We start from the raw sequence: 21,110 nt of genomic DNA on the forward strand, positions 1-21,110 counted from the left end.
ACAATAGTCCGGATAATTCATGAACCTGCGAACCCTGCTGATTCTGGGCGCGCTGAGCGCCTTCGGCCCCTTGGCCATCGATTTCTACCTGCCGAGCTTCCCCACCCTGGCGCAGCAGTTCGGCACCGATGTCGAACATATTCAGCTGTCGCTGGCAGCCTATTTCGTCGGGATCGCCATCGGCCAGCTGTTCTACGGACCATTGGCGGATCGCTTCGGTCGCCGTGTGCCGCTGCTGGTCGGGGTGGCGTTGTTCACCGTGGCATCGCTGGCCTGTGCCCTGGCGACGAACCTGGAATGGTTGGTGACGGCGCGCTTCGTCCAGGCCCTCGGCGGCTGTGCCGGGATGGTGATCACCCGCGCGGTAGTGCGCGACCTGTGCGATCCGCTGGCTTCGGCCAAGGTGTTCTCGCAACTGGTGCTGGTGATGGGCCTGGCGCCGATTCTCGCGCCCCTGGGGGGCGGGCTGCTGCTCAATACGCTGGGCTGGCCGTGGATCTTCCACAGCCTGGCGATCTTTGCCGGGCTGTGCCTGCTGGCCGTGCTGCTGTGGTTGCCGGAGACGCGCCCGCAGCATCTGCAACCGGCGCCGCTGAGTGGTGCCTTCGGCCAGTACCGAGCGTTGCTGGGCAATGCGCCGTTCATGGGCTACAGCCTGGCCGGCGGTGTGGCGATGGCCGGTATGTTCGCCTACATCGCCGGCTCGCCCTTCGTGTTCATCGAACTGTACGGTGTGCCGGCCGAACACTACGGCTGGCTGTTTGGCAGCAACGCGGCAGGCTTCGTGATCATGGCGCAGGTCAATGCGCGTCTGGTGCTGCGCGGCGGTCCGGCGCTGTGGCTGCGACGCATGGTGCTGGTGTACCTGGCCAGTGGCTTGTGCCTGCTGGCGTTGGCGCTGTGGCAACCGGCCGAGTTGTGGCCGCTGCTGATTCCGCTGTTCATCTGCGTGGCCAGCCTCGGCTGTGTGCTGCCCAATGCCACGGCTTGCGCCATGGCCGGGCAGGGCCGTCATGCCGGCAGCGCATCCGGGTTGCTGGGCAGCATGCAGTTCAGCGTGGCGGCCAGCGCTTCGGCGTTGGTGGCCTTCCTGCATGATGGTTCGGCCATGCCCATGGCGCTGGTGATCGCCCTGTGCGGCGCTGGCGCCTGCGGCTTCGCCTGGTGGAGCAAGCGTTTCGTGGTCTGATCCGGTGCGTTAAAGGCGCGCCGCCTTGAAGGTGTCGCAACGTCCCGGCTGACCGCTCTCGAAACCGGCGCTGAACCAGCGCACGCGCTGCTGCGAGGTGCCATGGGTGAAAGCATCCGGCACCACCTGACCGCGCGACTGCTTCTGCAGGCGGTCATCACCGATGGCGCTGGCTGCGTTCAGTGCTTCTTCCAGGTCGCCGGCCTCCAGCCAGGCATGCCGGCGTTGCGCGTGATGCGCCCAGACCCCGGCCAGGCAGTCGGCCTGCAGTTCCTGACGCACCAGCAGACCGCCGTCGCCCTCGACGCGTTCACCCCGCTGGCGCGCCGCATTGACCTTGGCCGATACGCCGAGCAGGGTTTGTACGTGATGGCCGACTTCATGGGCGATCACGTAGGCCTGGGCGAAATCACCCGCTGCGGAGAAGCGTTGCTCCATCTCGCGGAAAAACGCCATGTCCAGATACACACGCTGATCACCTGGGCAGTAGAAGGGGCCGACTGCCGAGCTGGCGAAACCACAGGCGGAATTGACGCCGTCGGAGAACAGCACCAGTTGCGGATCGCGATATTGCTGGCCGGCTTGCTGGAACAGCTCGCGCCAGGTGTCTTCGGTATCGCCGAGAATGGCGCGGACAAACTCGCTCTGCTCGTCGTTCGCCGCTGGCGCGCTCTGCGTCTGGGTAACCTGCGGCTGGGTGGCCTGGCCGGCGATCTGACCGAGAATCTGCAGAGGGTCCTGGCCCATCAGCAGGCCAACGATGACGATCACCGCCACACCGCCGAGGCTCAGGCCGCCGCCGAGTCGCCTGCCGGAACGGCCGCGCGCATCCACCACGTTGTCACTACGTCTACCGCGTTGCCAGCGCATGGCCGCACTCCCAGGTTGGTTATCGCAGCAGTGTAGCTGCGCGCGCCGACTCAGTTGGCGGGATAGTCGTTCAGCAGCTGATCCTGGCGCGCGCGATCCAGGCCGATCACCTGATAGGCGTCGGCGCGATCACCATATTCCATGCCCGGTGAGCCCATGGGCATGCCAGGTACGGCAGCACCGATCAGGTCCGCGCGCTCACGCAGTTTGAGAATGTCGGCCGCCGGCACGTGGCCTTCGACGAATTTGCCGTCGATCACGCCGGTGTGGCAGGAAGCCAGGCGAGGCGGAACGCCGAGTCGCTGTTTGACGGCGACCATGTCGGCCTCGACATGGTCGTTGACGGTGAAGCCATTGTCCTGCAGATGGCTGATCCAGGCCTTGCAGCAGCCACAATTGGCATCGCGGTGTACATCGATGGTCAGTGGCTCGCTGGCGTGAGCGAGGCTGGTGAAGAGGCAGAGGACGAACAGGGAACGACGCATGGCAAGGCTCCAGATAATCGAGTGTTCAGCATAGCGTCGGCATCGCGGCTGCCCAAGTCATTGCGACTATGCGTCGCGACCCGTGGCGGCCTATGCTGGCGGCAGCCATCCATTGCCCGGAACCTGCCGATGCTGTTCGCCCGAATCGTCCTGTTGATCCAGGTCGCTGCCTTGCTCGTGCTGGGGCTGGCCTACTTCATTCGTCCCGAGGAAATGGCCAGCTTCAGCGGCGCACTGCTGATGGGCAACGCTGCGGTGACCGAAGTGCGCGCCTATTACGGCGGCTTGCAACTGGGGCTGGCGGCTTACCTGGCGATGGCGCTGCTGCGCCTGGACCTGCTGCGCCCGGCACTGCTTCTGCTGGTGCTGCTGTACAGTGTGCTGGCGCTGGCGCGTACTGCCGGTCTGTGGCTGGACGGTGGTGCGCAGCAGACCTTCAACCTCTACGCGCTGCTGCTCGAGGTGGTGTCGGCCGGGCTGGCCTGGTGGGCGTTGCGCGGTCTCTAGCGCGAGAGACGTGCGTCACGATACGGCACGGCACGCTTGCTGTAGGGGGCACTTGGCAAGAAAATGCGCGGTGCAATATTCCGTGAACAAGGACCTTTGATATGGACGTCGTTATGGGCCTGATCGGCCTTGGCTTGATTGCCTTCTTTGCATTCAATGCCACCCGCTTCTTTGGCGAGCATCTCTCGGGGCGTATGAATCTTCAGGATCTGCGCCTGCATGGCAAATCTCATCGTACCTTGCAGCAGAACGAGCGTGACAGCCTGGCCGAGTTCGCCAAAGGGCTTGGCTATCTGGGCACTATGGCGCCTTCATACGAACCGTTGACTGACGAAGTTTATCGCTTGAAAGGCGAGGGCAAAGTCGTTCGCTACAGCATGAGCGGCGCCAATTCTGAAACCACCACGATCGATGGGGTCCCCGTCGAGATTCCCTACACGCTGCGCGAGGTTCTGCTGGCTCAGGATAACGAGGCAGAGGTGGTGCTCGCCAAAGGTCACGCGCTGGTGCTATCGCTCAATGGCTACGCCATTGCCCTGTTGGATAGCACGCAACCAGCAACCTGAATCTCAGCGCCTTTCCAGCAACACACCCGCTTCCATATGGTGGGTGTAGGGGAACTGGTCGAACAGGGCGCTGCGCGTCACCTTGTGGGTGTCGCTCAGTTGGGCGATGTTAGCGGCCAGGGTTTCCGGATTGCAGGAGATGTACAGGATACGCTCGAAGCGCCGGGTCAGCTCGCAGGTGTCCGGGTCCATGCCGGCGCGCGGCGGGTCGACGAAGACGCTGCCAAACTCATAGCTCTTGAGGTCGATGCCGGCCAGGCGGCGGAACGGGCGCACTTCGTTCAATGCCTGGGTCAGCTCTTCGGCGGACAGGCGCACCAGCTCGACGTTGTTCACGCCGTTGTCAGCCAGGTTGGCCAGGGCGGCATTCACCGAGGCCTTGCTGATCTCGGTGGCCAGCACGCGACGTACGCGGGTGGCCAGCGGCAGGGTGAAGTTGCCGTTGCCGCAGTACAGCTCCAGCAGGTCGTCGTTACGCTCGCCGAGCACGTCATAGGCCCAGCCCAGCATCTTCTCGCACACCCGGCCATTGGGCTGGGTGAAGGCGCCTTCGGGCTGGCGATAGCGGAAACTGCGTCCGGCCACGCTCAGTTCTTCTTCTACATAGTCGCGACCGATCACCAGGCGCTGGCCGCGTGAGCGTCCAACCAGGCTGACGTTCAGCTCGGCGGCCAGGCGTTCTGCCTCGGCTTGCCAGGTGTCGTCCAGCGGGCGGTGGTAGGCCAGGGTGATCAGCGCATCACCGGCCAGGGTGGTGAGGAACTCCACCTGGAACAGTTTGAACGACAGCGCTTCGCTGGCCTGCCAGGCGGCGCGCAGGCGCGGCATCAGCGCGTTGATACGCAGGCTGGCGATGGGGAAATCGTCGAGCAGGATCGGCGTGTGCTTGTCGCCCGGCGCGAACATCGCGTAGTGGCGCTGGCCGTCTTCACGCCACAGGCGGAACTCGGCGCGCATGCGGTAGTGCTCGCGCGGTGAGTCGAACACCGCAGGCTCCGGCGCGCCGAAGGGCGCCAGCAGTTCGACCAGGCGGGCCTTCTTCTCGGCGAGTTGGGCGTCGTAGGTGGCGGGGTCGAATGCGGGGCGGCTCATCGGTCACTCATGGGGCAGGAAAACGGGGCGCCATTGTAGCGATTCCGTTGTCGGCGTGCCGTTGTCGTCGATCATTGGTGGCGCGGGACGCAGAGCGTCCGGGGGAGGCGTTCCCACGCGGAGCGTGGGAACGATCATGATCATCCAGCTTGTGCGCTGATCAGGCGAAGTAGGCCAGCTTGACCACGAACAGGGCCGAGAGCACCCACATCGCCGGGTTCAGCTCGCGCCAGCGGCCGGCCAGTACCTTTACCGCGGTCCAGGCGATGAAGCCAAAAGCGATGCCGTTGGCGATGGAGAAGGTCAGCGGCATGGCCAGGGCGGCGACCACCACCGGCGCGGCGACGGTCAGGTCGTCCCAGTCGATCTGGGCCAGGCTGCTCATCATCAGCACGGCGACGAACAGCAGCGCTGGCGCGGTGGCGTAGGCCGGAACGGCACCAGCCAGCGGGGCGAAGAACAGGGCCAGGAGGAACAGCGCAGCCACCACGCAGGCGGTCAGGCCGGTACGCCCGCCGGCGCTGATGCCAGCGGCGGATTCGATGTAGCTGGTGGTGGTGCTGGTGCCCAGCGCGGCGCCGGCCATGGTCGCGGTGCTGTCGGCCAGCAGGGCACGGCCCAGACGTGGCATCTTGCCGTCCTTGTCCAGCAGGTTGGCCTTCTGCGCGACGCCGACCAGGGTACCGGAGGTGTCGAACAGGTCGACGAAGAGGAAGGCGAAGATCACGCTGATCAAGCCGATATCCAGCGCACCGGCAATGTCCAGTTGCAGCAGGGTCGGCATCAGCGACGGTGGCATCGACACTACGCCTTGCAGTTCGGACAGACCGAGGGCAATGGACAGGCCGGTGACCAGCAGGATGCCGATCATCACCGCGCCGGTGACCTTGCGATAGGCCAGTGCGGCGATGACGAAGAACCCCAGGCAGGCCAGCAGCGCGCCGCCCTTGCTCATGTCGCCGAGGCCGACCAGGGTGGCCGGGTGATCGACCACGATGCCGGCATTCTTCAATGCGATGATCGCCAGGAACAGGCCGATACCGGCGGCGATGCCGGCGCGTAGCGCCAACGGGATGCTGTTGATGATCCACTCGCGGATCTTGAAGATCGACAGCAGGAAGAAGATTGCGCCGGAGAGGAACACCGCGCCCAGGGCGGTCTGCCAGCTGTAGCCCATGGTCATCACCACGGTGTAGGTGAAGAAGGCGTTGAGGCCCATGCCGGGCGCCAGGGCGATCGGGTAGTTGGCCAGCAGGCCCATGATCAGCGAGCCGATGGCTCCAGCCAAGCAGGTGGCGACGAACACCGCGCCGTGGTCCATGCCGGTCTTGGCCAGCATTTCCGGGTTGACGAAGAGAATGTAGGCCATGGTCAGGAAGGTGGTGATCCCGGCCAGTACCTCGGTGCGCACCGTGGTGTTGTGGGCTTTGAGTTGGAACAGTCTTTCCAGCATGGTGGCTCCCCGAGGCGCGAGCGCGCCGAAATTGATCTGCACAAAGCAAAGCACATTCGTCCGTGCAGGCCGGAAAATTGCTCGATCTGGCAAAAGCCGCGCATCATACCAGCAAGGTTTTGCCGGGTGAATTTATGGTCTGCCGTGTCTTTTTATGACCAGGTGGACAGTTTCATTTTCTGCCTCAAGGAGTGGTGAGATGAGCAAGCGAGCACTGATTGCAGTCGCCGATGGTGTCGAAGATCTCGAGTGCGTGACCTTGATCGACGTGCTGCGCCGCGCCGATATCGAGGTACTGGTAGCGAGTATCGAAGAGCGCAGGATGATCACCTGCGCCCGTGGCACCCGCCTGACTGCCGATGCCATGCTGGTGGACGTGCTGGCGCAGGATTTCGACCTGATCGTCCTGCCCGGTGGCATGCCGGGTGCGCAGCATTTGGCTGACTTCGAACCACTGGCCGAGCGCGTACGCAAGCAGGCCAAGGCGGGCGAGCTGTTCGCTGCCATCTGCGCCGCGCCCGCCTTGGCGTTGCAGCGCTACGGGGTGCTCAGGCAGCGGCGCATGACCTGCTACCCGGCGTTCAGCGATCGACTGAGCGGCTGCACGTTCGTGGATGAGGCGGTAGTGGTCGATGGCAACTGCATCACCAGCCAAGGTCCGGGAACGGCGTTGGTGTTTGCCCTGACCCTGGTGGAGCAACTGGTCGGGCGCGGCACACGCGCCGAGGTGGCCAAGGCGATGCTGGTGTAGGGGCGCGGCCCTGAATCTGTAGCCCGGATGAAATCCGGGGCGCTGGCGATCATGTTCCCCGGATTGCATCCGGGCTACGCAAAGCGCCGTTCAAGACTCGTGGGCTAAAGCGGATCGCCGTCCGACCCACCCTACGAGCTGAAGCGCCCGCACGGGCTACGTCTCCCGGCTTTCCTGCTCCAGCAACCGCCGTTTGCGCTGCAGTCCCCAGCGGTAGCCGCTGAGGCTACCATCGCTGGCCACCACGCGGTGGCAGGGCAGCAGCAGGCCGATGGCGTTGCTGGCGCAGGCCCGGGCAACCGCCCGCGGGTGACTGCGCAACTGCCCGGCCAACTCGGCGTAGCTGCGGGTCTCGCCTCTGGGGATGTTCTGCAGCGCCTGCCAGACGCGCTGTTGAAAGGCCGTACCACGAATGTCCAGAGGCAGATGAGCGGCACGCTCGGGCTCCTGCAATTGCGCCAGCACTTGCTGCAGCCAGTTGCGCAGACCCAGTTCATCTTCTTCGAGTTGGGCGGCGGCGAAGCGCTGTTGCAGCTCGCTGCGTAGTGCTGTCGGCTCGTCGCCGAACAACAGTGCACAAACGCCTCTGTCGCTGGTGGCCAGTAGCACCTGCCCGAGCGGGCAGGGGGCGATGCTGTAGCGCAGGCGCTCGCCGGCACCACGTTGGCGGCGCTGAGCGGGGCTCATGGCCTGGGGTTGTTCATACAGCGCGCGGGTCCCGGAATAGCCGGCAGCCAAGGCGGCATCGAGCACGCTATCCGCTGCACCCAGTTGCGCCTCCAGACGCTGGCGCCGCTGCGCCGCCGCCCAGGCATTGGGCGTCATCCCGGTGCGCGCCTTGAACGCCCGGGCCAGATGCGATGGCGACAGGCCGATGCGTGCCGCCAGCTGTGGCAGCGTCAGGTGTTGCTCGCCATTCAGAAGCTCACAGGCGGCCGCAACCAGCGTATCGAGTTGCTGAGCCGGACTTTGCCCCTGCGGTGAGCAGCGCCTGCACGGGCGAAAGCCAGCTGCCTCGGCACTGGCGGCATCGGCATGGAAGCTGACGTTGTCGCGCCGTGGCCGCCGCGCAGGGCAGTTCGGCCGGCAATAGATGCCGGTGCTGCGTACGGTGAAAACGAAGCGTCCGTCGAACGTCTCATCACGTTCGCAAACGGCCTGCCAACAGCGTTCCTGGTCGAGCATGGAGCAGCCCTTCTGCTAGCGATCTTGCTGATAATTGTCGACTGCGTTCGCTGTCCTGCCAATCCGCATTGCACTTTCAAAGCTCTGCCGAGGTCATTTGTACGACGGCGTGAGCGCAACTTCAGCCCAGCGCCTTTAATGATGGATAAGCAGGTGCCAACGGAGATCGCCATGCGCGGGATGCTCGATAGGCTGGAGCAGGAGCTGATTCTGGTTGTGGACGATGCAGTCGATGCGCGCCAGCGCCTCGGCGCGCTTTTGGTCGACCGTTATCAGGTGCGGCTGGTTGGCAGCAAGGAGGCGCTACACGCCGCCAGGTCGCGGCCGCAGCCAGACCTGATTCTGCTGGGCTGGCAGGACGATTACGCGCTCTGTCGCGGGCTCAGAACCGATCCGCAGACCTGTCATATCCCGCTGATCCTGGTCACCGGTCGCAGCGATGCCGCCGACGAGCAGTTGGGCTTCGACCTTGGCGCCGCCGACTACATAACCAAACCGGTCAGCGCGCCCATCGTGCTCGCGCGCGTTCGAGCGCAGTTGCAGGTCAAGGCAGCCACCGATTACCTGCGTGACAAGAGCGAGTATCTGGAACTCGAGGTCAAGCGTCGCACGCGCGATATCCAGAACCTGCAGGATGTCACCATCGAGGCCATGGCCAGCGTTGCGGTCATGCGTGACAACCCGAGCAGTCGTCGCCTGGAGCGTATCGAGCGCTACATGACCTGTCTGACCGCTGCATTCGCGCGGCAGCAGCCGGCCTTGTCGGCGTCTCTGAGCGAGGAGCGCATCGCCCAGTTGGGCAAGTCGGCCATGTTGCATGTGATCGACCGGCTGACCCTTCCGGATCGCGTGCTGCTCAATCATGGCGAACCGGATGAAAATGACCTGCGCCTGCTGAGCGAGGGGGTGATCGCCGGACGGGATGCGTTGCAGCGAGCCGAGCGCAAGCTGGGCAGCGTCACCGATTTTCTTTCCGATGCCAAAGACATCGTCTACGGCCAACATGAGCGTTGGGACGGCAAAGGCTATCCGCAGGGGTTGTCAGGCGAGCAGATTCCGCTTTCGGCGCGTCTGATGGCGTTGGTGGGCCACTTCGAAGAGCTGAGCTGCCGACATCCTTACCGACCGCCAATCAGCCCTGCGCAGGCGGTGGCGCAGATCAGCGCGGCCAGCGGCACGCGCTTCGACCCAATGGTGGTGTTGGCCTTCGTCGAAGCCACGGCGGAGTTCCTGCATATCGCCGAAGCTCTGGCTGACGACGCCGCTGCGGTCGGCGTGGAGTTGCAGCGGCTGGAGGACTCGCTGGCAGAAAACATCGAGTTGACGCTGCCGCCGACGCCATGACGCGGCGCCGGCTCAATCCATCGCTTGAGACCGGCAGCCGACATTTGCCTGTAGGGTGCGCCGTGCGCACCGCGAGAGTCTACCGCGCGGCGCCATACCTGAGAGCTAGTCGACGATCCGCTCCACATGATGGCAGGCCACCTGCCGCGTATCGATCAGACGCAGCTCCGGGCGCTCGCTACGGCAGCGCTCGTCGGCATGTGGGCAGCGCTTGTGGAAGGCGCAGCCGGACGGCGGGTTCAACGGATTGGGCAACTCACCGCTGATCTTCATCCGTGGCTTGTCCGGGTCCGGATGAATCGCCGGCGTCGCCGACAGCAGGGCGCGGGTGTAGGGATGCAGCGGACGCGCGTAGAGCGCTTCGGCCGGGCCCATCTCCACCGGGCGGCCAAGGTACATCACCAGCACGTCGTCGGCGACATGACGCACCACAGCCAGGTTGTGCGAGATGAACACGTAGCCGGTCTGGTACTGCTCCTGCAGATCCATGAACAGGTTGAGTACCTGGGCCTGGATCGACACATCCAGCGCCGAGGTCGGTTCGTCCGCCACCAGCACTTGCGGTTGCAGCATCATGGCGCGGGCCAGGGCGATGCGCTGGCGCTGGCCGCCGGAGAACATGTGCGGGTAGCGTTGATAGTGCTCCGGGCGCAGCCCCACCTGCTGCATCATCGCCTGCACCTTTTCACGGCGCTCGGCGCGCGACAGGTGGGTGTTGATCAGCAGCGGTTCGGCCAGTTGGTCACCGATCTTCTGTCGCGGATTGAGCGAGGCATAGGGGTTCTGGAACACCATCTGCACGTCGCGGCGCAGCTGTTTGCGCTCGGTATGGCTGGCGCCGGTCACTTCGCGCCCGGCGATCTGCAGGCTACCGGAGCTGGGCTCTTCGATCAGGGTCAGGGCGCGGGCCAGGGTGGACTTGCCGCAGCCGGACTCGCCAACCACTGCCAGGGTCTTGCCGGCCTGCAGGCTGAATGACACGCCGTTGAGTGCCTGCACCAACGCTGCCGGTTTGAACAGACCACGGGAGACGCTGTAGTGACGGGTCAGCTCACGGGCTTGAAGTACGGTGCTCATCAGGCCACCTCCGTCGTGGGGACAAGAGGAAAGAAGCAGCGCGCGGCGCCTCGCTCGTGTGCGTCCAGCGTCGGGCGCTCGTCGCGGCAACGTGGCTGCACATAGGGGCAGCGCGGTGACAGCAGGCAGCCCTGTGGGCGGTCATAGCGGCCGGGGACGATACCGGGCAGGGTCGCCAGGCGACGAGCGCCGGCGCTATGTTCGGGGATCGCCTTGAGCAACGCTTCGGTGTACGGATGGCTGGGGGCATCGAACAGGGTCGGCACCTGGCCCAGCTCCACCGCTTGCCCGGCGTACATCACGCAGACGCGCTGGGCGGTTTCGGCCACCACGGCGAGGTCGTGGGTGATCAGCACCAGGGCCATGCCCTGGTCGCGCTGCAGATCCAGCAGCAGTTCCATGATCTGCGCCTGGATGGTCACGTCCAGCGCAGTGGTGGGTTCGTCGGCGATCAGCAGCTTGGGTTCGGCGGCAATCGCCATGGCGATTGCCACGCGCTGACTCATACCTCCGGAGAGCTGATGCGGGTAGGCATCGAGGCGACTGGCGGCGCCGGGTATCTCGACCCTTTCGAGCAGCTCAAGGGCGCGAGCACGCGCCGCTTTACCTTTCAGGCCGAGGTGCTGGTGCAGCACTTCCTCGATCTGGAAACCCACGGTATAGCTGGGGTTGAGCGCTGTCATCGGGTCCTGGAAGACCATGGACAGGTCCTTGCCGACGATACGCCGACGCTGCCGGCCCTTCAGACGCAGCATGTCGGTGTTGTCGAACTGCATGCAGTCGGCCTGGACGATGCCGGGCGCGTCGATCAGGCCCATCAGCGCCATCATGGTCACCGACTTGCCGGAGCCGGACTCGCCGACGATGGCCAGCACTTCGCCCTTTTCCACACTGAGGTCGAGCCCGTCGACCACCGGCACGGCGTCGGCCGCGCCAAAGCGCACCGACAGGTTGCGGATATCCAGCAGGCTCATGGTGTGGTCTCCAGTCCGCTGTGGTGCGCGCGGCGCACCCTACGGGGCCGTGCAGTAGGGTGCGCCATGCGCACCGAGATCATCTTGTGCATATGGGCCTCCTCAGATGGCGTTCTTCAGTTTCGGGTCAAGGGCGTCGCGCAGGCCGTCGCCCATCAGGTTGATCGCCAGCACGCTGAGCAGAATCGCCAGGCCAGGCAGACTTACGACCCACCAGGCGCGTTCGATGTAGTCGCGCGCCGACGCGAGCATGGTGCCCCACTCGGGTGTCGGCGGTTGTACGCCGAGGCCCAGAAAACCCAGCGCGGCGGCGTCGAGAATCGCCGAGGAAAAACTCAGAGTGGCCTGCACGATCAGCGGCGCCATGCAGTTGGGCAGCACGGTGAAGAACATCAGCCGTGGCAGGCTGGCGCCGGCCAGTTGTGCGGCGGTGACGTAGTCGCGGTTCAGTTCACCCATCACGGCCGCACGGGTCAGGCGTACGTAGGAGGGCAGCGAGACGATGGCGATGGCGAAAATGGTGTTGATCAGCCCTGGGCCGAGGATCGCGACGATGGCCACTGCCAGCAGCAGCGACGGCAGCGCCAGCATGATGTCCATCAGGCGCATGATGCCGGGGCCGAGCAGGCGCGGGAAGAAGCCGGCGACCAGACCCAGCAGGATGCCGGGAATCAGCGACAGCACCACCGAAGCCAGGCCGATCAGCAGCGACAGGCGTGCTCCGTGGATCAGGCGCGAGAGCAGGTCGCGACCCAGCTCGTCGGTGCCGAGCAGGAAGCGCCACTGACCGCCTTCCAGCCAGACCGGCGGGGTGAGCAGGAAATCTCGGTACTGCTCGCTCGGATGATGCGGCGCGACCCAGGGCGCGAACAGTGCGCAGAACACCATCAGCAGCATGAAGCCGAGGCCACAGACAGCGCCCTTGTTGTGACTGAAGGCTTGCCAGAACTCTTTCAGTGGCGAGGGGTAGAGCAGGCTCTGGTCTAGGCTGGTGACTGTCATGGGCGCACCTCGCGTAGGGTGGATGACGTTTTTTTCATCCAGCGTGAAGAGGTTGTAGGGTGCGCTGTGCGCACCACGTGTCGACTCTCTGCATTGGTGCGCACGGCGCACCCTACGAGTTCGGTCAGTGTGTTCTTCATCGCGCCGTCCCTATTTCTGATGGCGAATACGTGGATTGGCCAGGCCATAGAGGATGTCCACGGTGAAGTTGACCAGGATCACCAGGCAGGCGATCAGCAAGATGCCGTTCTGCACCACCGGGTAGTCGCGGGCGCCGATGGCTTCGATCAGCCATTTGCCGATACCCGGCCAGGAGAAGATGGTTTCGGTCAGTACGGCGCCGGCGAGCAGGGCGCCGACCTGCAGGCCGAACACGGTCAGCACCGGGATCAAGGCATTGCGCAGACCATGGACGAACACCACGCGCGTCGGCGACAGGCCCTTGGCCCGCGCGGTGCGAATGTAGTCCTCGCGCAGCACTTCGAGCATGGCAGAGCGGGTCATCCGTGCGATCACTGCCAGCGGAATGGTGCCGAGCACGATGGCGGGCAGGATCAGATGGTGCAGGGCATCGACGAAGGCACCTTGCTCTTCGGAAAGCAGCGTGTCGATCAGCATGAAGCCGGTGACCGGCGGGATGTCGTAGAGCAGGTCGATACGCCCGGACACCGGCGTCCAGCCCAGACCCACCGAGAAGAACATGATCAGCAGCAAGCCCCACCAGAAGATCGGCATCGAATAGCCGGTCAGCGAGATGCCCATCACGCCATGGTCGAACAGCGAACCGCGCTTGAGTGCCGCGATGACCCCGGCGATCACCCCCAGAGTGCCGGCGAACAGCAGGGCGGCCAATGCCAGTTCGACGGTGGCGGGAAACAGGGTGAGGAACTCTTTCCATACGCTTTCGCGCGAGCGCAGCGATTCGCCGAGATTGCCGCTGGCGAGCTGGCCGATGTAGTCGAAATATTGCGCATATAGTGGCTTGTTCAGCCCCAGGCGCTCCATGGCCTGAGCGTGCATTTCCGGATCGACGCGGCGTTCGCCCATCATCACTTCCACCGGGTCACCGGGGATCAGGCGAATCAACGCGAAGGTCAGCAGGGTGACGCCGAAGAAGGTTGGGATCAGCAAGCCCAGGCGGCGTGCAATGAAGCTCAGCATGGCGGTGGGTAACTCCTAATCAGAACGGTATCGAGCCGCCTGGAATTCTGGCGATTCCTTCGAGCACGTTGCAGGTTAGCTGTTCGATCACGACATGACCCGGGCGTTTGCCCGGGGCGTCGTTTGGGGGCGCTCGCACAGCCGGCTATCAGTTGTTGCTGACACCGATGAAGCTGTTGCGACCGAAGGGACTGATCTGGAAGCCTTTGACGCTGGTGCGCATCGGTTGGTAGACCGTGGAGTGAGCGATCGGCGTGATCGGCACTTCGCGCTTGAGAACCACCTGGGCCTGACGATACAGCTCACTGCGTTGTTCCTGATCGGTCACGCGCTTGGCGGCGACCACCAGCTTGTCGTATTCGCTGTCGCACCACTTGGAGAAGTTGTTGCCGTCTACCGAGGCGCAGCCGTACAGGGTACCGAGCCAGTTGTCCGGGTCACCGTTGTCGCCGGTCCAGCCGATCAGCATGGCGTCGTGTTCACCAGCATGGGCACGCTTGATGTACTCGCCCCACTCGTAGCTGACGATACGGGCCTTGATGCCGATCTTGGCCCAGTCGTTTTGCAGCATCTCGGCCATCAGCCGCGCGTTGGGGTTGTAGGGGCGCTGCACAGGCATGGCCCACAGGGTGATCTCGGTACCTTCTTTCACGCCAGCGGCCTTGAGCAGCTCCTTGGCTTTCTCCGGGTCGTACGCGGCATCCTTGATCGACTCGTCGTAGGACCACTGGGTTGGCGGCATGCCGTTCACGGCCAGCTGGCCGGCGCCCTGGTACACGGCGTCGATGATCGCTGCCTTGTTCACCGCCATGTCCAGCGCCTGACGCACTTCGCGCTGGTCGAACGGCGCACGGGTGACGTTGTAGGCGATGTAGCCGACGTTGTAGCCAGGCTCGGTCGGTACCGCGAGGTCCTTGTCGGCCTGCAGGCCCTGGAGGTCGGCAGGGCGCGGGTTGAGGGTGATGTGGCATTCACCGGCGCGTAGCTTCTGTGCGCGTACCGAGGCGTCGGTATTGATGGAGAAGATCAGGTTATCGATCTTCACCTGTTCGGGTGCCCAGTACTGCGTGTTGCCCTTGAAACGGATAACCGCGTCCTTCTGATAACGGCTGAACACGAATGGGCCAGTACCGATGGGTTTCTGGTTGATCTCGGCGGCCTTGCCGGCCTTGAGCAATAGGTCCGCGTACTCGGCCGAATGCACGGCGGCGAAGTTCATCGCCAGGTTTTGCACGAAGGCCGCATCCACGGCGTTGAGGGTGAAGACCACGGTCATGTCGTCGGTCTTCTCGATGCTGGCGATGTTCTTGTCCAGGCCCATATCGGTGAAGTAGGGGAACTCGCTGGGGTATGCCTGGCGGAACGGGTGGTTACTATCGAGCATGCGCTGATAAGTGAACAGCACATCGTCGGCGTTGAAGTCGCGTGTCGGCTTGAAGTAGTCGGTGCTGTGGAACTTGACCCCTTCGCGCAAATGGAAGGTGTAAGTCAGGCCGTCTTCGCTGATGTCCCAGGAGGTGGCGAGGGCCGGTTGTGCCTTGGTGCCGCCGCGCTCGAATTCGGCGAGGCGGTTGAAGATGGTTTCCGAGGCTGCATCGAAGTCGGTGCCGGTGGTGTACTGGCCGGGGTCGAAACCACCCGGACTGCCTTCGGAGCAATACACCAGGTTGTTGGCGTGGGCGAACGAAGCACTGGTGAGCAGTCCTGCGGTGAGCAGGGCCCTGCACAGGGGAGACATACGCATGCGAACCTCTTTTTTCTTTTTGTTCGCGCCTGGGTGCAGCGCGAGCTCGTAATGCGGTGAAGGCGGGTAGCCCACCGGGTCGAGCTCGAAATTAAGTCATGCTGAAATTGTGGTCAACAAAAATTAAGCAGCACTAACATTGCGCATATTTGCCCTGAATTGGGGCAAAAGGTCACTCGTTGGCGGGATGATCGCCGAAAAGCGCCATGGTGGTCATGGTCAGCACTTCGGCCGGAGCATCGGCAGTATTGGCCAGGCGATGCAGCTTGCCGGCATCGAAGTGCACCGAGTCGCCGGGGCCCAGGGGGTAGTCGCGACCCTCGATGGTGTAGACGATCTGCCCGCTGAGCACGTAGGAGAATTCCACGCCCTCATGCGCGATCAGTTCAGACTGATAGCCCACCGGAATGTTCATCTTCACCGCGTTGATCGAGTTACCGGGAAATGAGCTGGACAGGCGCTCGTAGGCCAGCAGCTGGCCGCCGACGGTGTAGCGCACTCGCTCGTTGACGTGAGAATCCGGCTGCGCCTGGGTGGGCTGGTCGAACAGCACGTTGAGCGGTACATCGAGTGACTTGGCGATGCTCGCCAGCGAGGATAGCGATACGCCGGTCAGGTTGCGTTCTGCCTGGGACAGGAAGCTGGCGGTCAGACCGGCGTCTGCCGCTACCTGATTGAGAGTCTTGCCGGCGGCCCGCCGGTAGCGGCGCAAGCGTTCGCCAATGCGATCTGCGGTCATGGAGGAGGCTCGCTGTTCGGATCATCGCAGTATACCCATGAGCTACTGGGACTTCAGCCTGATGCCGGGGCGCTTTTTAAGTCTGGCTGAAAAAAACTTTGACCAAAATTTAAGTTCCACTTAAATTTTCCCGCAACCAATTGCCCGGTGACGATGTTCGTCGTGGGCGCCAGACGAGGATGCGCAGATGACACTGGGAGTGGGCGGCAGCACGCCGGAGCAGGCCTTGGCGCGCCTGCAGAACATGATGGCCGGCGCTAAGCCGATCAGCGAGGCGGAGTACCAGGTACGCATCGCCCGCGCTCAGGCGCTGATGCGCGAGCAGGATATCGCCGCGCTGTTTCTGGCTGCCGGCAGCAACCTGCAGTACTTCACCGGCGTGCAGTGGCATGCCAGCGAACGTATGGTCGGTGCGATTCTGCCGGCCAGCGGCGCACTGGAGTACCTGGCACCTGCATTCGAGGAAGGCACGGTGCGCGACTTTCAGGTGGTGCCCGGCGCGATCAATACCTGGCAGGAGCACGAAAGCCCCTACGTGTTACTTCTGAACTGCCTGAAGCGCCTGGGGATATTGCCCAATGATGGTGCGCAGCCGAAGGTAGGTCTTTGTTCTTCTTTGCCTTTTTTCATGTTCGAGGGCATTCGCCAACTGACCAGCGGTTATCGCTTCGTCGATGCCGGCAGCATCACCACGGCCTGTCGCCAATCCAAATCGCCAGCCGAAATCGCCCTGATGCAGCGCGCCAAGGACATGACCTTGGAAGTGCACAAGGCAGCTGCGAGCATTCTTCATGAAGGTATCAGCACCACTGAAGTCGCCGAGTTCATCCACCAGGCGCACCGCCGTGTCGGTGCACCTGGCTCGATCTTCTGCATCGTGCTGTTCGGTGCTGCCAGTGCCTTTCCGCATGGGGTCAAGCATGCGCAGCGGCTCAAGGACGGCGACATGGTGCTGATCGACACCGGCTGCAAGGTGCACAGTTACCTGTCGGACATCACTCGCAGCTACGTTTTTGGCACGCCCAGCGCGCGTCAGCGCGACTTCTGGAACAAGGAGAAAGCCGCTCAGCAGGCGGCGTTCGAGGCGGCCACCTTAGGGGCGCCCTGTTCGTCGGTGGACGCGGCGGCCCGGCGTAGCCTGGAAGCGGCAGGGCTTGGGCCTGGCTACAGCTTGCCAGGCCTGCCGCACCGTACGGGGCACGGTATCGGCCTGGACATTCACGAAGGGCCCTATCTGGTCGGCGGCGATGACACCCCGCTGGCAGAGGGCATGTGCTTCAGCAACGAGCCGATGATCTGCGTGCCGGGCGAGTTTGGTATCCGCCTCGAAGATCACTTCTACATGACCGCCGACGGCCCGCGCTGGTTTACCCAGCCCAGCCATTCGGTGGATGACCCCTTCGGTCTGGGCGTTTGACCACGCCCACGCCTGACTCGGAAGCTCTTTCCATCAGGACCGAGCCATGGCCGCTTAGGGCACGCTCACCCTGGAAAAGTTGTTCGAGCCCATCGGGCTGAGTACGAAACCTTCGACGCCCTTGCGCAGCGCTGCGAACTGTTTCGGGTGAGCCAGGGCGATCCACGGCGCTTGCTCATGGAAGATCGCCAGCGCCTGGCGATACAGCGCGGTGCGTTTGCTCGTATCGGGCTCGCGGCGTGCCTGGCTGATCAGGGCATCGAAGGCCTTGTCGCACCAGCCCGCCTGGTTCTCGCCACTCTCGGCCGCCGCGCAGGACAGATTGGGGGTGAGGAAGTTGTCTGGGTCGCCGTTGTCGCCGGCCCAGCCCATGAACACCAGGTCGTGCTCGCCATTCTTGGCGCGCTTGATCAGCTCTCCCCACTCGAACACGCGAATGTCGCTGCGAATGCCGATGGCGGCGAGATCGGCCTGCAGCATCTGCGCGCCGATCCCGGGGTTGGGATTGGTCGGTCCGCCGCCGGGCCTGGTCCAGATCGACAGGGCGAAGCCTTCGGCGTGGCCAGCCTCTATCAGCAGTTGGCGCGCGCGCTCGGGATCGTGCGGCCAGTCGGTGAGTGTAGGGTCATGGCCCCAGAGCGTCGCCGGGTAAGGTGCCACGGCCGGTGTGGCATTACCTTCGCCATACTGCGCGCGAATGTAGGCAGCCTTGTCGAACGCCAGATTCAACGCCTGGCGCACACGCACATCTTCCAGCGGCGGGTGGCGGGTGTTGATGCCGATATAGGCAGTCAGCAGCGAATCCAGCTCCAGTACCTGCAGTTTCGGGTCGGCTTTCAGAGCTGGGATGTCCACTGGGCGCGGGTAGAGGGCGATCTGGCAGTCGCCGGCCTTCAGCCGTTGCTGGCGCACGTTGGGCTCGGGGGTGATGGCCAGCACCAGACGCTCCACCTTGGGTGCGCCATTCCAGTAATCGGGGTTGCCGCGAAAGCGTATCTGAGCGTCCTTGGCGTAGCGCTCGAAAACGAAAGGCCCGGTGCCGATGGGCGCATTGTTCAGGCGTTCGGGTTGGTTCGTTGCGAGCAGATGGTCGGCATATTCGGCCGAGTAGATCGAGGCGAAACCCATGGCCAGGTTGGCCAGGAAAGGCGCCTCCGGGTGTTTGAGGACGAAGCGCACGCGGTGGTCGTCGAGCTTGTCGATGCGCTCGATCAGTTGCGCCAGGCCCATGGCCTCTGCGTAGGGGAAACCGCGCAGAGACAGCCTGTGCCAGGGATGCGTCGGGTCAAGCTGGCGCTGGAAGCTCCATAGCACGTCGTCGGCATTGAATTCGCGGTTGGGGCTGAAATGCTGGTTGGCGTGGAATTTAACGCCCTTGCGCAGCGTGAAGGTGTAGCTCAGGCCGTCATCGGCCATTTCCCAGCTTTGGGCCAGTGCCGGCACGATCTCGGTGCTGCCAGGGGTGAAGGCCACCAGGCGTTCGAACAGGGTTTCAGCCGTGGCATCGGCGGTTGTGGCGGCGGTGTATTGAACGATGTCGAATCCTTCCGGGCTGGCTTCGCTGCACACCACCAGGCTAGCCGCCTGGACTTGAGTCGCAAGCAGCGCGGCCAGCAGCAGGCCGCCGCGTGGGAAAAGCAGGGCTGACATGGCGACTCCTTGGTCGAGGGGTGTTGGGCCAGGTGCGCGGCGGTCATGCGTAGGGTGCGCCGTGCGCACCAGCTTTCAGGTTCTCCGAGTACGCGGTGCGCATAGCACACCCTACGGAAGTCAACCGACCGAGGCAGCGCACTGATCCGTAGGGTGCGCCGTGCGCACCAGCTTTCAGGTTCTCTGAGTACGCGGTGCGCATAGCACACCCTACGGAAGCCGACCGGCTGGCGCAGCCCACTAGCGGGCGCCGCGCGCCCTCACTTGGCGATACCTACACCATAGAACGAGTTGATGCCGAACGGGCTGATGCGGAAGTCCTGCACTTCCTTGCGCATCGGCTGGTACACGGTGGAGTGGGCCAGCGGGGTGATCGGCACCTCACGCTTGAGGATCACCTGCGCCTGCTTGTACAACTCGGTGCGTTCGGCCACGTCGGTGGTGCGCTTGGCGGCCTTGACCAGCTTGTCGTAGTCCTCGAAGCACCACTTGGAGAAGTTGTTGCCGTCGACCGCGTCGCAGCCGTAGAGGGTGCCGAGCCAGTTGTCCGGGTCACCGTTGTCGCCACTCCAGCCGATCAGCATGGCGTCGTGTTCGCCGGCCTTGGCGCGCTTGAGGTACTCGCCCCACTCGTAGCTGACGATGCGTGCCTTGATGCCGATCTTGGACCAGTCGGCCTGCAGCATTTCGGCGATCTGCTTGGCATTGGGGTTATACGGGCGCTGCACCGGCATGGCCCACAGGGTGATCTCGGTACCTTCCTTGACGCCAGCGGCCTTGAGTAGCTCCCTGGCCTTTTCCGGGTCGAAGGCCGGGTCCTTGATGTCCTCGTTATACGACCATTGGGTCGGCGGCATGCCGTTGACCGCCAGTTGCCCGGCGTTCTGGTAGACCGCGTTGAGGATGGCCTGCTTGTTCACCGCCATGTCCAGCGCCTGGCGCACTTCCAGCTTGTCGAACGGCGGGTGGGTGACGTTGTAGGCGATGTAGCCGACGTTGAAGCCGGCCTGTTCGGGCATCTGCAACTTGGCGTCCTTCTGCAGTGCCTCGATGTCGGCCGGACGCGGGAACAGGGTGACGTGGCATTCGCCGGCCTTGAGCTTCTGCATGCGTACGGACGAGTCGGTGTTGATGGCGAAAATCAGGTTGTCGATCTGCACGTCATCGGGCTTCCAGTAGTCCTGGTTGCCCTTGTAGCGGATCACCGCGTCCTTCTGATAGCGGCTGAATACGAAGGGGCCGGTGCCGACGGGTTTCTGATTGATGTCGGCGGCCTTGCCGGCCTTGAGCAACTGGTCGGCGTACTCGGCGGACTGGATCGAAGCGAAGCTCATCGCCAGGTTCTGCACGAAGGCGGCGTCCACGTCGTTGAGGGTGAAGCGCACGGTCATGTCATCGAGCTTTTCCAGCTTGGCGATGTTGCTGTCCATGCCCATGTCGGTGAAGTAGGGAAACTCGGTAGGGTACGCCTTGCGGAACGGATGCTCCTTGTCGAGCATGCGGCCGAAGGTGAACAGCACGTCGTCGGCACTGAATTCGCGGCTGGGCTTGAAGTATTCGGTGGTGTGGAACTTCACCCCGGGGCGCAGTTTGAAGGTGTAGGTCAGACCGTCGTCGGACACCTCCCAGCTTTCTGCCAGGCCGGGCTCGACCTTGGTGCCGCCGCGCTCGAACTGGGTCAGGCGGTTGAAGATGGTTTCTGCAGCGGCGTCGAAGTCGGTGCCGGTGGTGTAAAGGCCTGGGTCGAAACCGGCAGGGCTGCCTTCGGAGCAGAACACCAGGTTGGCGGCGCTGGCGAGGGGAGCGCTGGCGATCAGCCCAGCGGTGAGTAAAGCCTGGAGAATGGCGTTCTTGCGCATCTTGACCTCATCGTTGTTGTGGTTGTGGTCCTTGAGGAGCCTCTT

The 21,110-nt window shown here is 63.8% G+C and carries 19 protein-coding genes; 6 read left to right on the forward strand and 13 right to left on the reverse strand.

Annotated features, from left to right (window positions below):
- Positions 1 to 19: 19 nt before the first annotated feature.
- The gene (locus GV002_RS16555) at positions 20 to 1,189 is read left to right on the forward strand and encodes a Bcr/CflA family multidrug efflux MFS transporter (RefSeq protein WP_160019432.1); all 1,170 of its coding nucleotides are present in this window, start codon (positions 20 to 22) and stop codon (positions 1,187 to 1,189) included.
- 9 nt (positions 1,190 to 1,198) lie between these two features.
- On the opposite strand, the gene GV002_RS16560 is transcribed toward GV002_RS16555, so the two are convergent.
- Both GV002_RS16560 and GV002_RS16565 read right to left on the reverse strand, forming a co-directional pair.
- Positions 1,199 to 2,059, reverse strand: a complete 861-nt coding sequence (locus GV002_RS16560) for a neutral zinc metallopeptidase (RefSeq protein WP_160019433.1) — start codon at positions 2,057 to 2,059, stop codon at positions 1,199 to 1,201.
- A 50-nt stretch (positions 2,060 to 2,109) separates the two neighbouring features.
- Positions 2,110 to 2,544: a DUF411 domain-containing protein gene (locus tag GV002_RS16565; RefSeq protein ID WP_160019434.1), complete on the reverse strand. Its 435-nt coding sequence runs from the start codon at positions 2,542 to 2,544 to the stop codon at positions 2,110 to 2,112.
- A gap of 129 nt (positions 2,545 to 2,673) precedes the next feature.
- Between GV002_RS16565 and GV002_RS16570 the strand changes: the two genes are divergently transcribed.
- Both GV002_RS16570 and GV002_RS16575 read left to right on the forward strand, forming a co-directional pair.
- Positions 2,674 to 3,051 carry a DUF4345 family protein gene (locus GV002_RS16570; RefSeq protein WP_160019435.1) on the forward strand — a complete coding sequence of 126 codons (378 nt, stop codon included), beginning with the start codon at positions 2,674 to 2,676 and terminating at the stop codon, positions 3,049 to 3,051.
- A gap of 101 nt (positions 3,052 to 3,152) precedes the next feature.
- A complete protein-coding gene (locus GV002_RS16575; RefSeq protein WP_160019436.1) occupies positions 3,153 to 3,617 on the forward strand; it encodes a hypothetical protein in 465 nt (154 codons plus the stop codon).
- Positions 3,618 to 3,620: 3 nt separating this feature from the next.
- On the opposite strand, the gene trmA is transcribed toward GV002_RS16575, so the two are convergent.
- Both trmA and GV002_RS16585 read right to left on the reverse strand, forming a co-directional pair.
- On the reverse strand, positions 3,621 to 4,709 hold the full coding sequence (gene trmA / locus GV002_RS16580; RefSeq protein WP_160019437.1) for a tRNA (uridine(54)-C5)-methyltransferase TrmA: 1,089 nt from the start codon (positions 4,707 to 4,709) through the stop codon (positions 3,621 to 3,623).
- A gap of 160 nt (positions 4,710 to 4,869) precedes the next feature.
- The gene (locus tag GV002_RS16585) at positions 4,870 to 6,162 is read right to left on the reverse strand and encodes an NCS2 family permease (RefSeq protein WP_160019438.1); all 1,293 of its coding nucleotides are present in this window, start codon (positions 6,160 to 6,162) and stop codon (positions 4,870 to 4,872) included.
- A 199-nt stretch (positions 6,163 to 6,361) separates the two neighbouring features.
- Here GV002_RS16585 and GV002_RS16590 point away from each other — a divergent pair, with 199 nt between their 5' ends.
- Positions 6,362 to 6,913: a DJ-1 family glyoxalase III gene (locus GV002_RS16590; RefSeq protein ID WP_160019439.1), complete on the forward strand. Its 552-nt coding sequence runs from the start codon at positions 6,362 to 6,364 to the stop codon at positions 6,911 to 6,913.
- Between the two features lie 156 nt (positions 6,914 to 7,069).
- On the opposite strand, the gene ada is transcribed toward GV002_RS16590, so the two are convergent.
- Positions 7,070 to 8,098: a bifunctional DNA-binding transcriptional regulator/O6-methylguanine-DNA methyltransferase Ada gene (gene ada, locus GV002_RS16595; RefSeq protein WP_160019440.1), complete on the reverse strand. Its 1,029-nt coding sequence runs from the start codon at positions 8,096 to 8,098 to the stop codon at positions 7,070 to 7,072.
- A gap of 171 nt (positions 8,099 to 8,269) precedes the next feature.
- Between ada and GV002_RS16600 the strand changes: the two genes are divergently transcribed.
- Entirely contained in the window at positions 8,270 to 9,442 is a 1,173-nt protein-coding gene (locus tag GV002_RS16600; protein WP_160020188.1) for an HD domain-containing phosphohydrolase, read from the forward strand.
- A 105-nt stretch (positions 9,443 to 9,547) separates the two neighbouring features.
- Here GV002_RS16600 and GV002_RS16605 read toward each other — a convergent pair whose 3' ends face one another.
- From GV002_RS16605 to GV002_RS16630, 6 genes are all read right to left on the reverse strand, one after another.
- Positions 9,548 to 10,519 (reverse strand): peptide ABC transporter ATP-binding protein, encoded by a 972-nt coding sequence (locus GV002_RS16605; protein ID WP_160019441.1) that lies wholly within the window; start codon positions 10,517 to 10,519, stop codon positions 9,548 to 9,550.
- Positions 10,519 to 11,493, reverse strand: coding sequence for an ABC transporter ATP-binding protein (locus GV002_RS16610; protein ID WP_160019442.1), 975 nt, complete (start codon positions 11,491 to 11,493; stop codon positions 10,519 to 10,521). Before GV002_RS16610 ends, GV002_RS16605 begins: the two co-directional genes overlap by 1 nt.
- Before the next feature lie 102 nt (positions 11,494 to 11,595).
- On the reverse strand, positions 11,596 to 12,495 hold the full coding sequence (locus tag GV002_RS16615) for an ABC transporter permease subunit (RefSeq protein WP_160019443.1): 900 nt from the start codon (positions 12,493 to 12,495) through the stop codon (positions 11,596 to 11,598).
- A 150-nt stretch (positions 12,496 to 12,645) separates the two neighbouring features.
- Positions 12,646 to 13,656 (reverse strand): ABC transporter permease subunit, encoded by a 1,011-nt coding sequence (locus GV002_RS16620; protein ID WP_160019444.1) that lies wholly within the window; start codon positions 13,654 to 13,656, stop codon positions 12,646 to 12,648.
- A 148-nt stretch (positions 13,657 to 13,804) separates the two neighbouring features.
- Positions 13,805 to 15,400, reverse strand: coding sequence for an ABC transporter substrate-binding protein (locus GV002_RS16625; RefSeq protein ID WP_160019445.1), 1,596 nt, complete (start codon positions 15,398 to 15,400; stop codon positions 13,805 to 13,807).
- Positions 15,401 to 15,572: 172 nt separating this feature from the next.
- The gene (locus GV002_RS16630) at positions 15,573 to 16,139 is read right to left on the reverse strand and encodes a cupin domain-containing protein (protein WP_160019446.1); all 567 of its coding nucleotides are present in this window, start codon (positions 16,137 to 16,139) and stop codon (positions 15,573 to 15,575) included.
- A gap of 187 nt (positions 16,140 to 16,326) precedes the next feature.
- Between GV002_RS16630 and GV002_RS16635 the strand changes: the two genes are divergently transcribed.
- Positions 16,327 to 17,556: a M24 family metallopeptidase gene (locus tag GV002_RS16635; protein WP_160019447.1), complete on the forward strand. Its 1,230-nt coding sequence runs from the start codon at positions 16,327 to 16,329 to the stop codon at positions 17,554 to 17,556.
- Between the two features lie 54 nt (positions 17,557 to 17,610).
- Here the strand turns inward: GV002_RS16635 and GV002_RS16640 are convergent, their stop codons facing one another.
- Together GV002_RS16640 and GV002_RS16645 are read right to left on the reverse strand one after the other, a co-directional pair.
- A complete protein-coding gene (locus tag GV002_RS16640; RefSeq protein WP_160019448.1) occupies positions 17,611 to 19,206 on the reverse strand; it encodes an ABC transporter substrate-binding protein in 1,596 nt (531 codons plus the stop codon).
- A gap of 260 nt (positions 19,207 to 19,466) precedes the next feature.
- Positions 19,467 to 21,065 carry an ABC transporter substrate-binding protein gene (locus GV002_RS16645; protein WP_160019449.1) on the reverse strand — a complete coding sequence of 533 codons (1,599 nt, stop codon included), beginning with the start codon at positions 21,063 to 21,065 and terminating at the stop codon, positions 19,467 to 19,469.
- Positions 21,066 to 21,110: the final 45 nt, after the last annotated feature.

Origin of the sequence: Pseudomonas sp. 8O (genome assembly GCF_902506495.1) — a bacterium.
GTDB lineage: Bacteria > Pseudomonadota > Gammaproteobacteria > Pseudomonadales > Pseudomonadaceae > Aquipseudomonas > Aquipseudomonas chaetocerotis.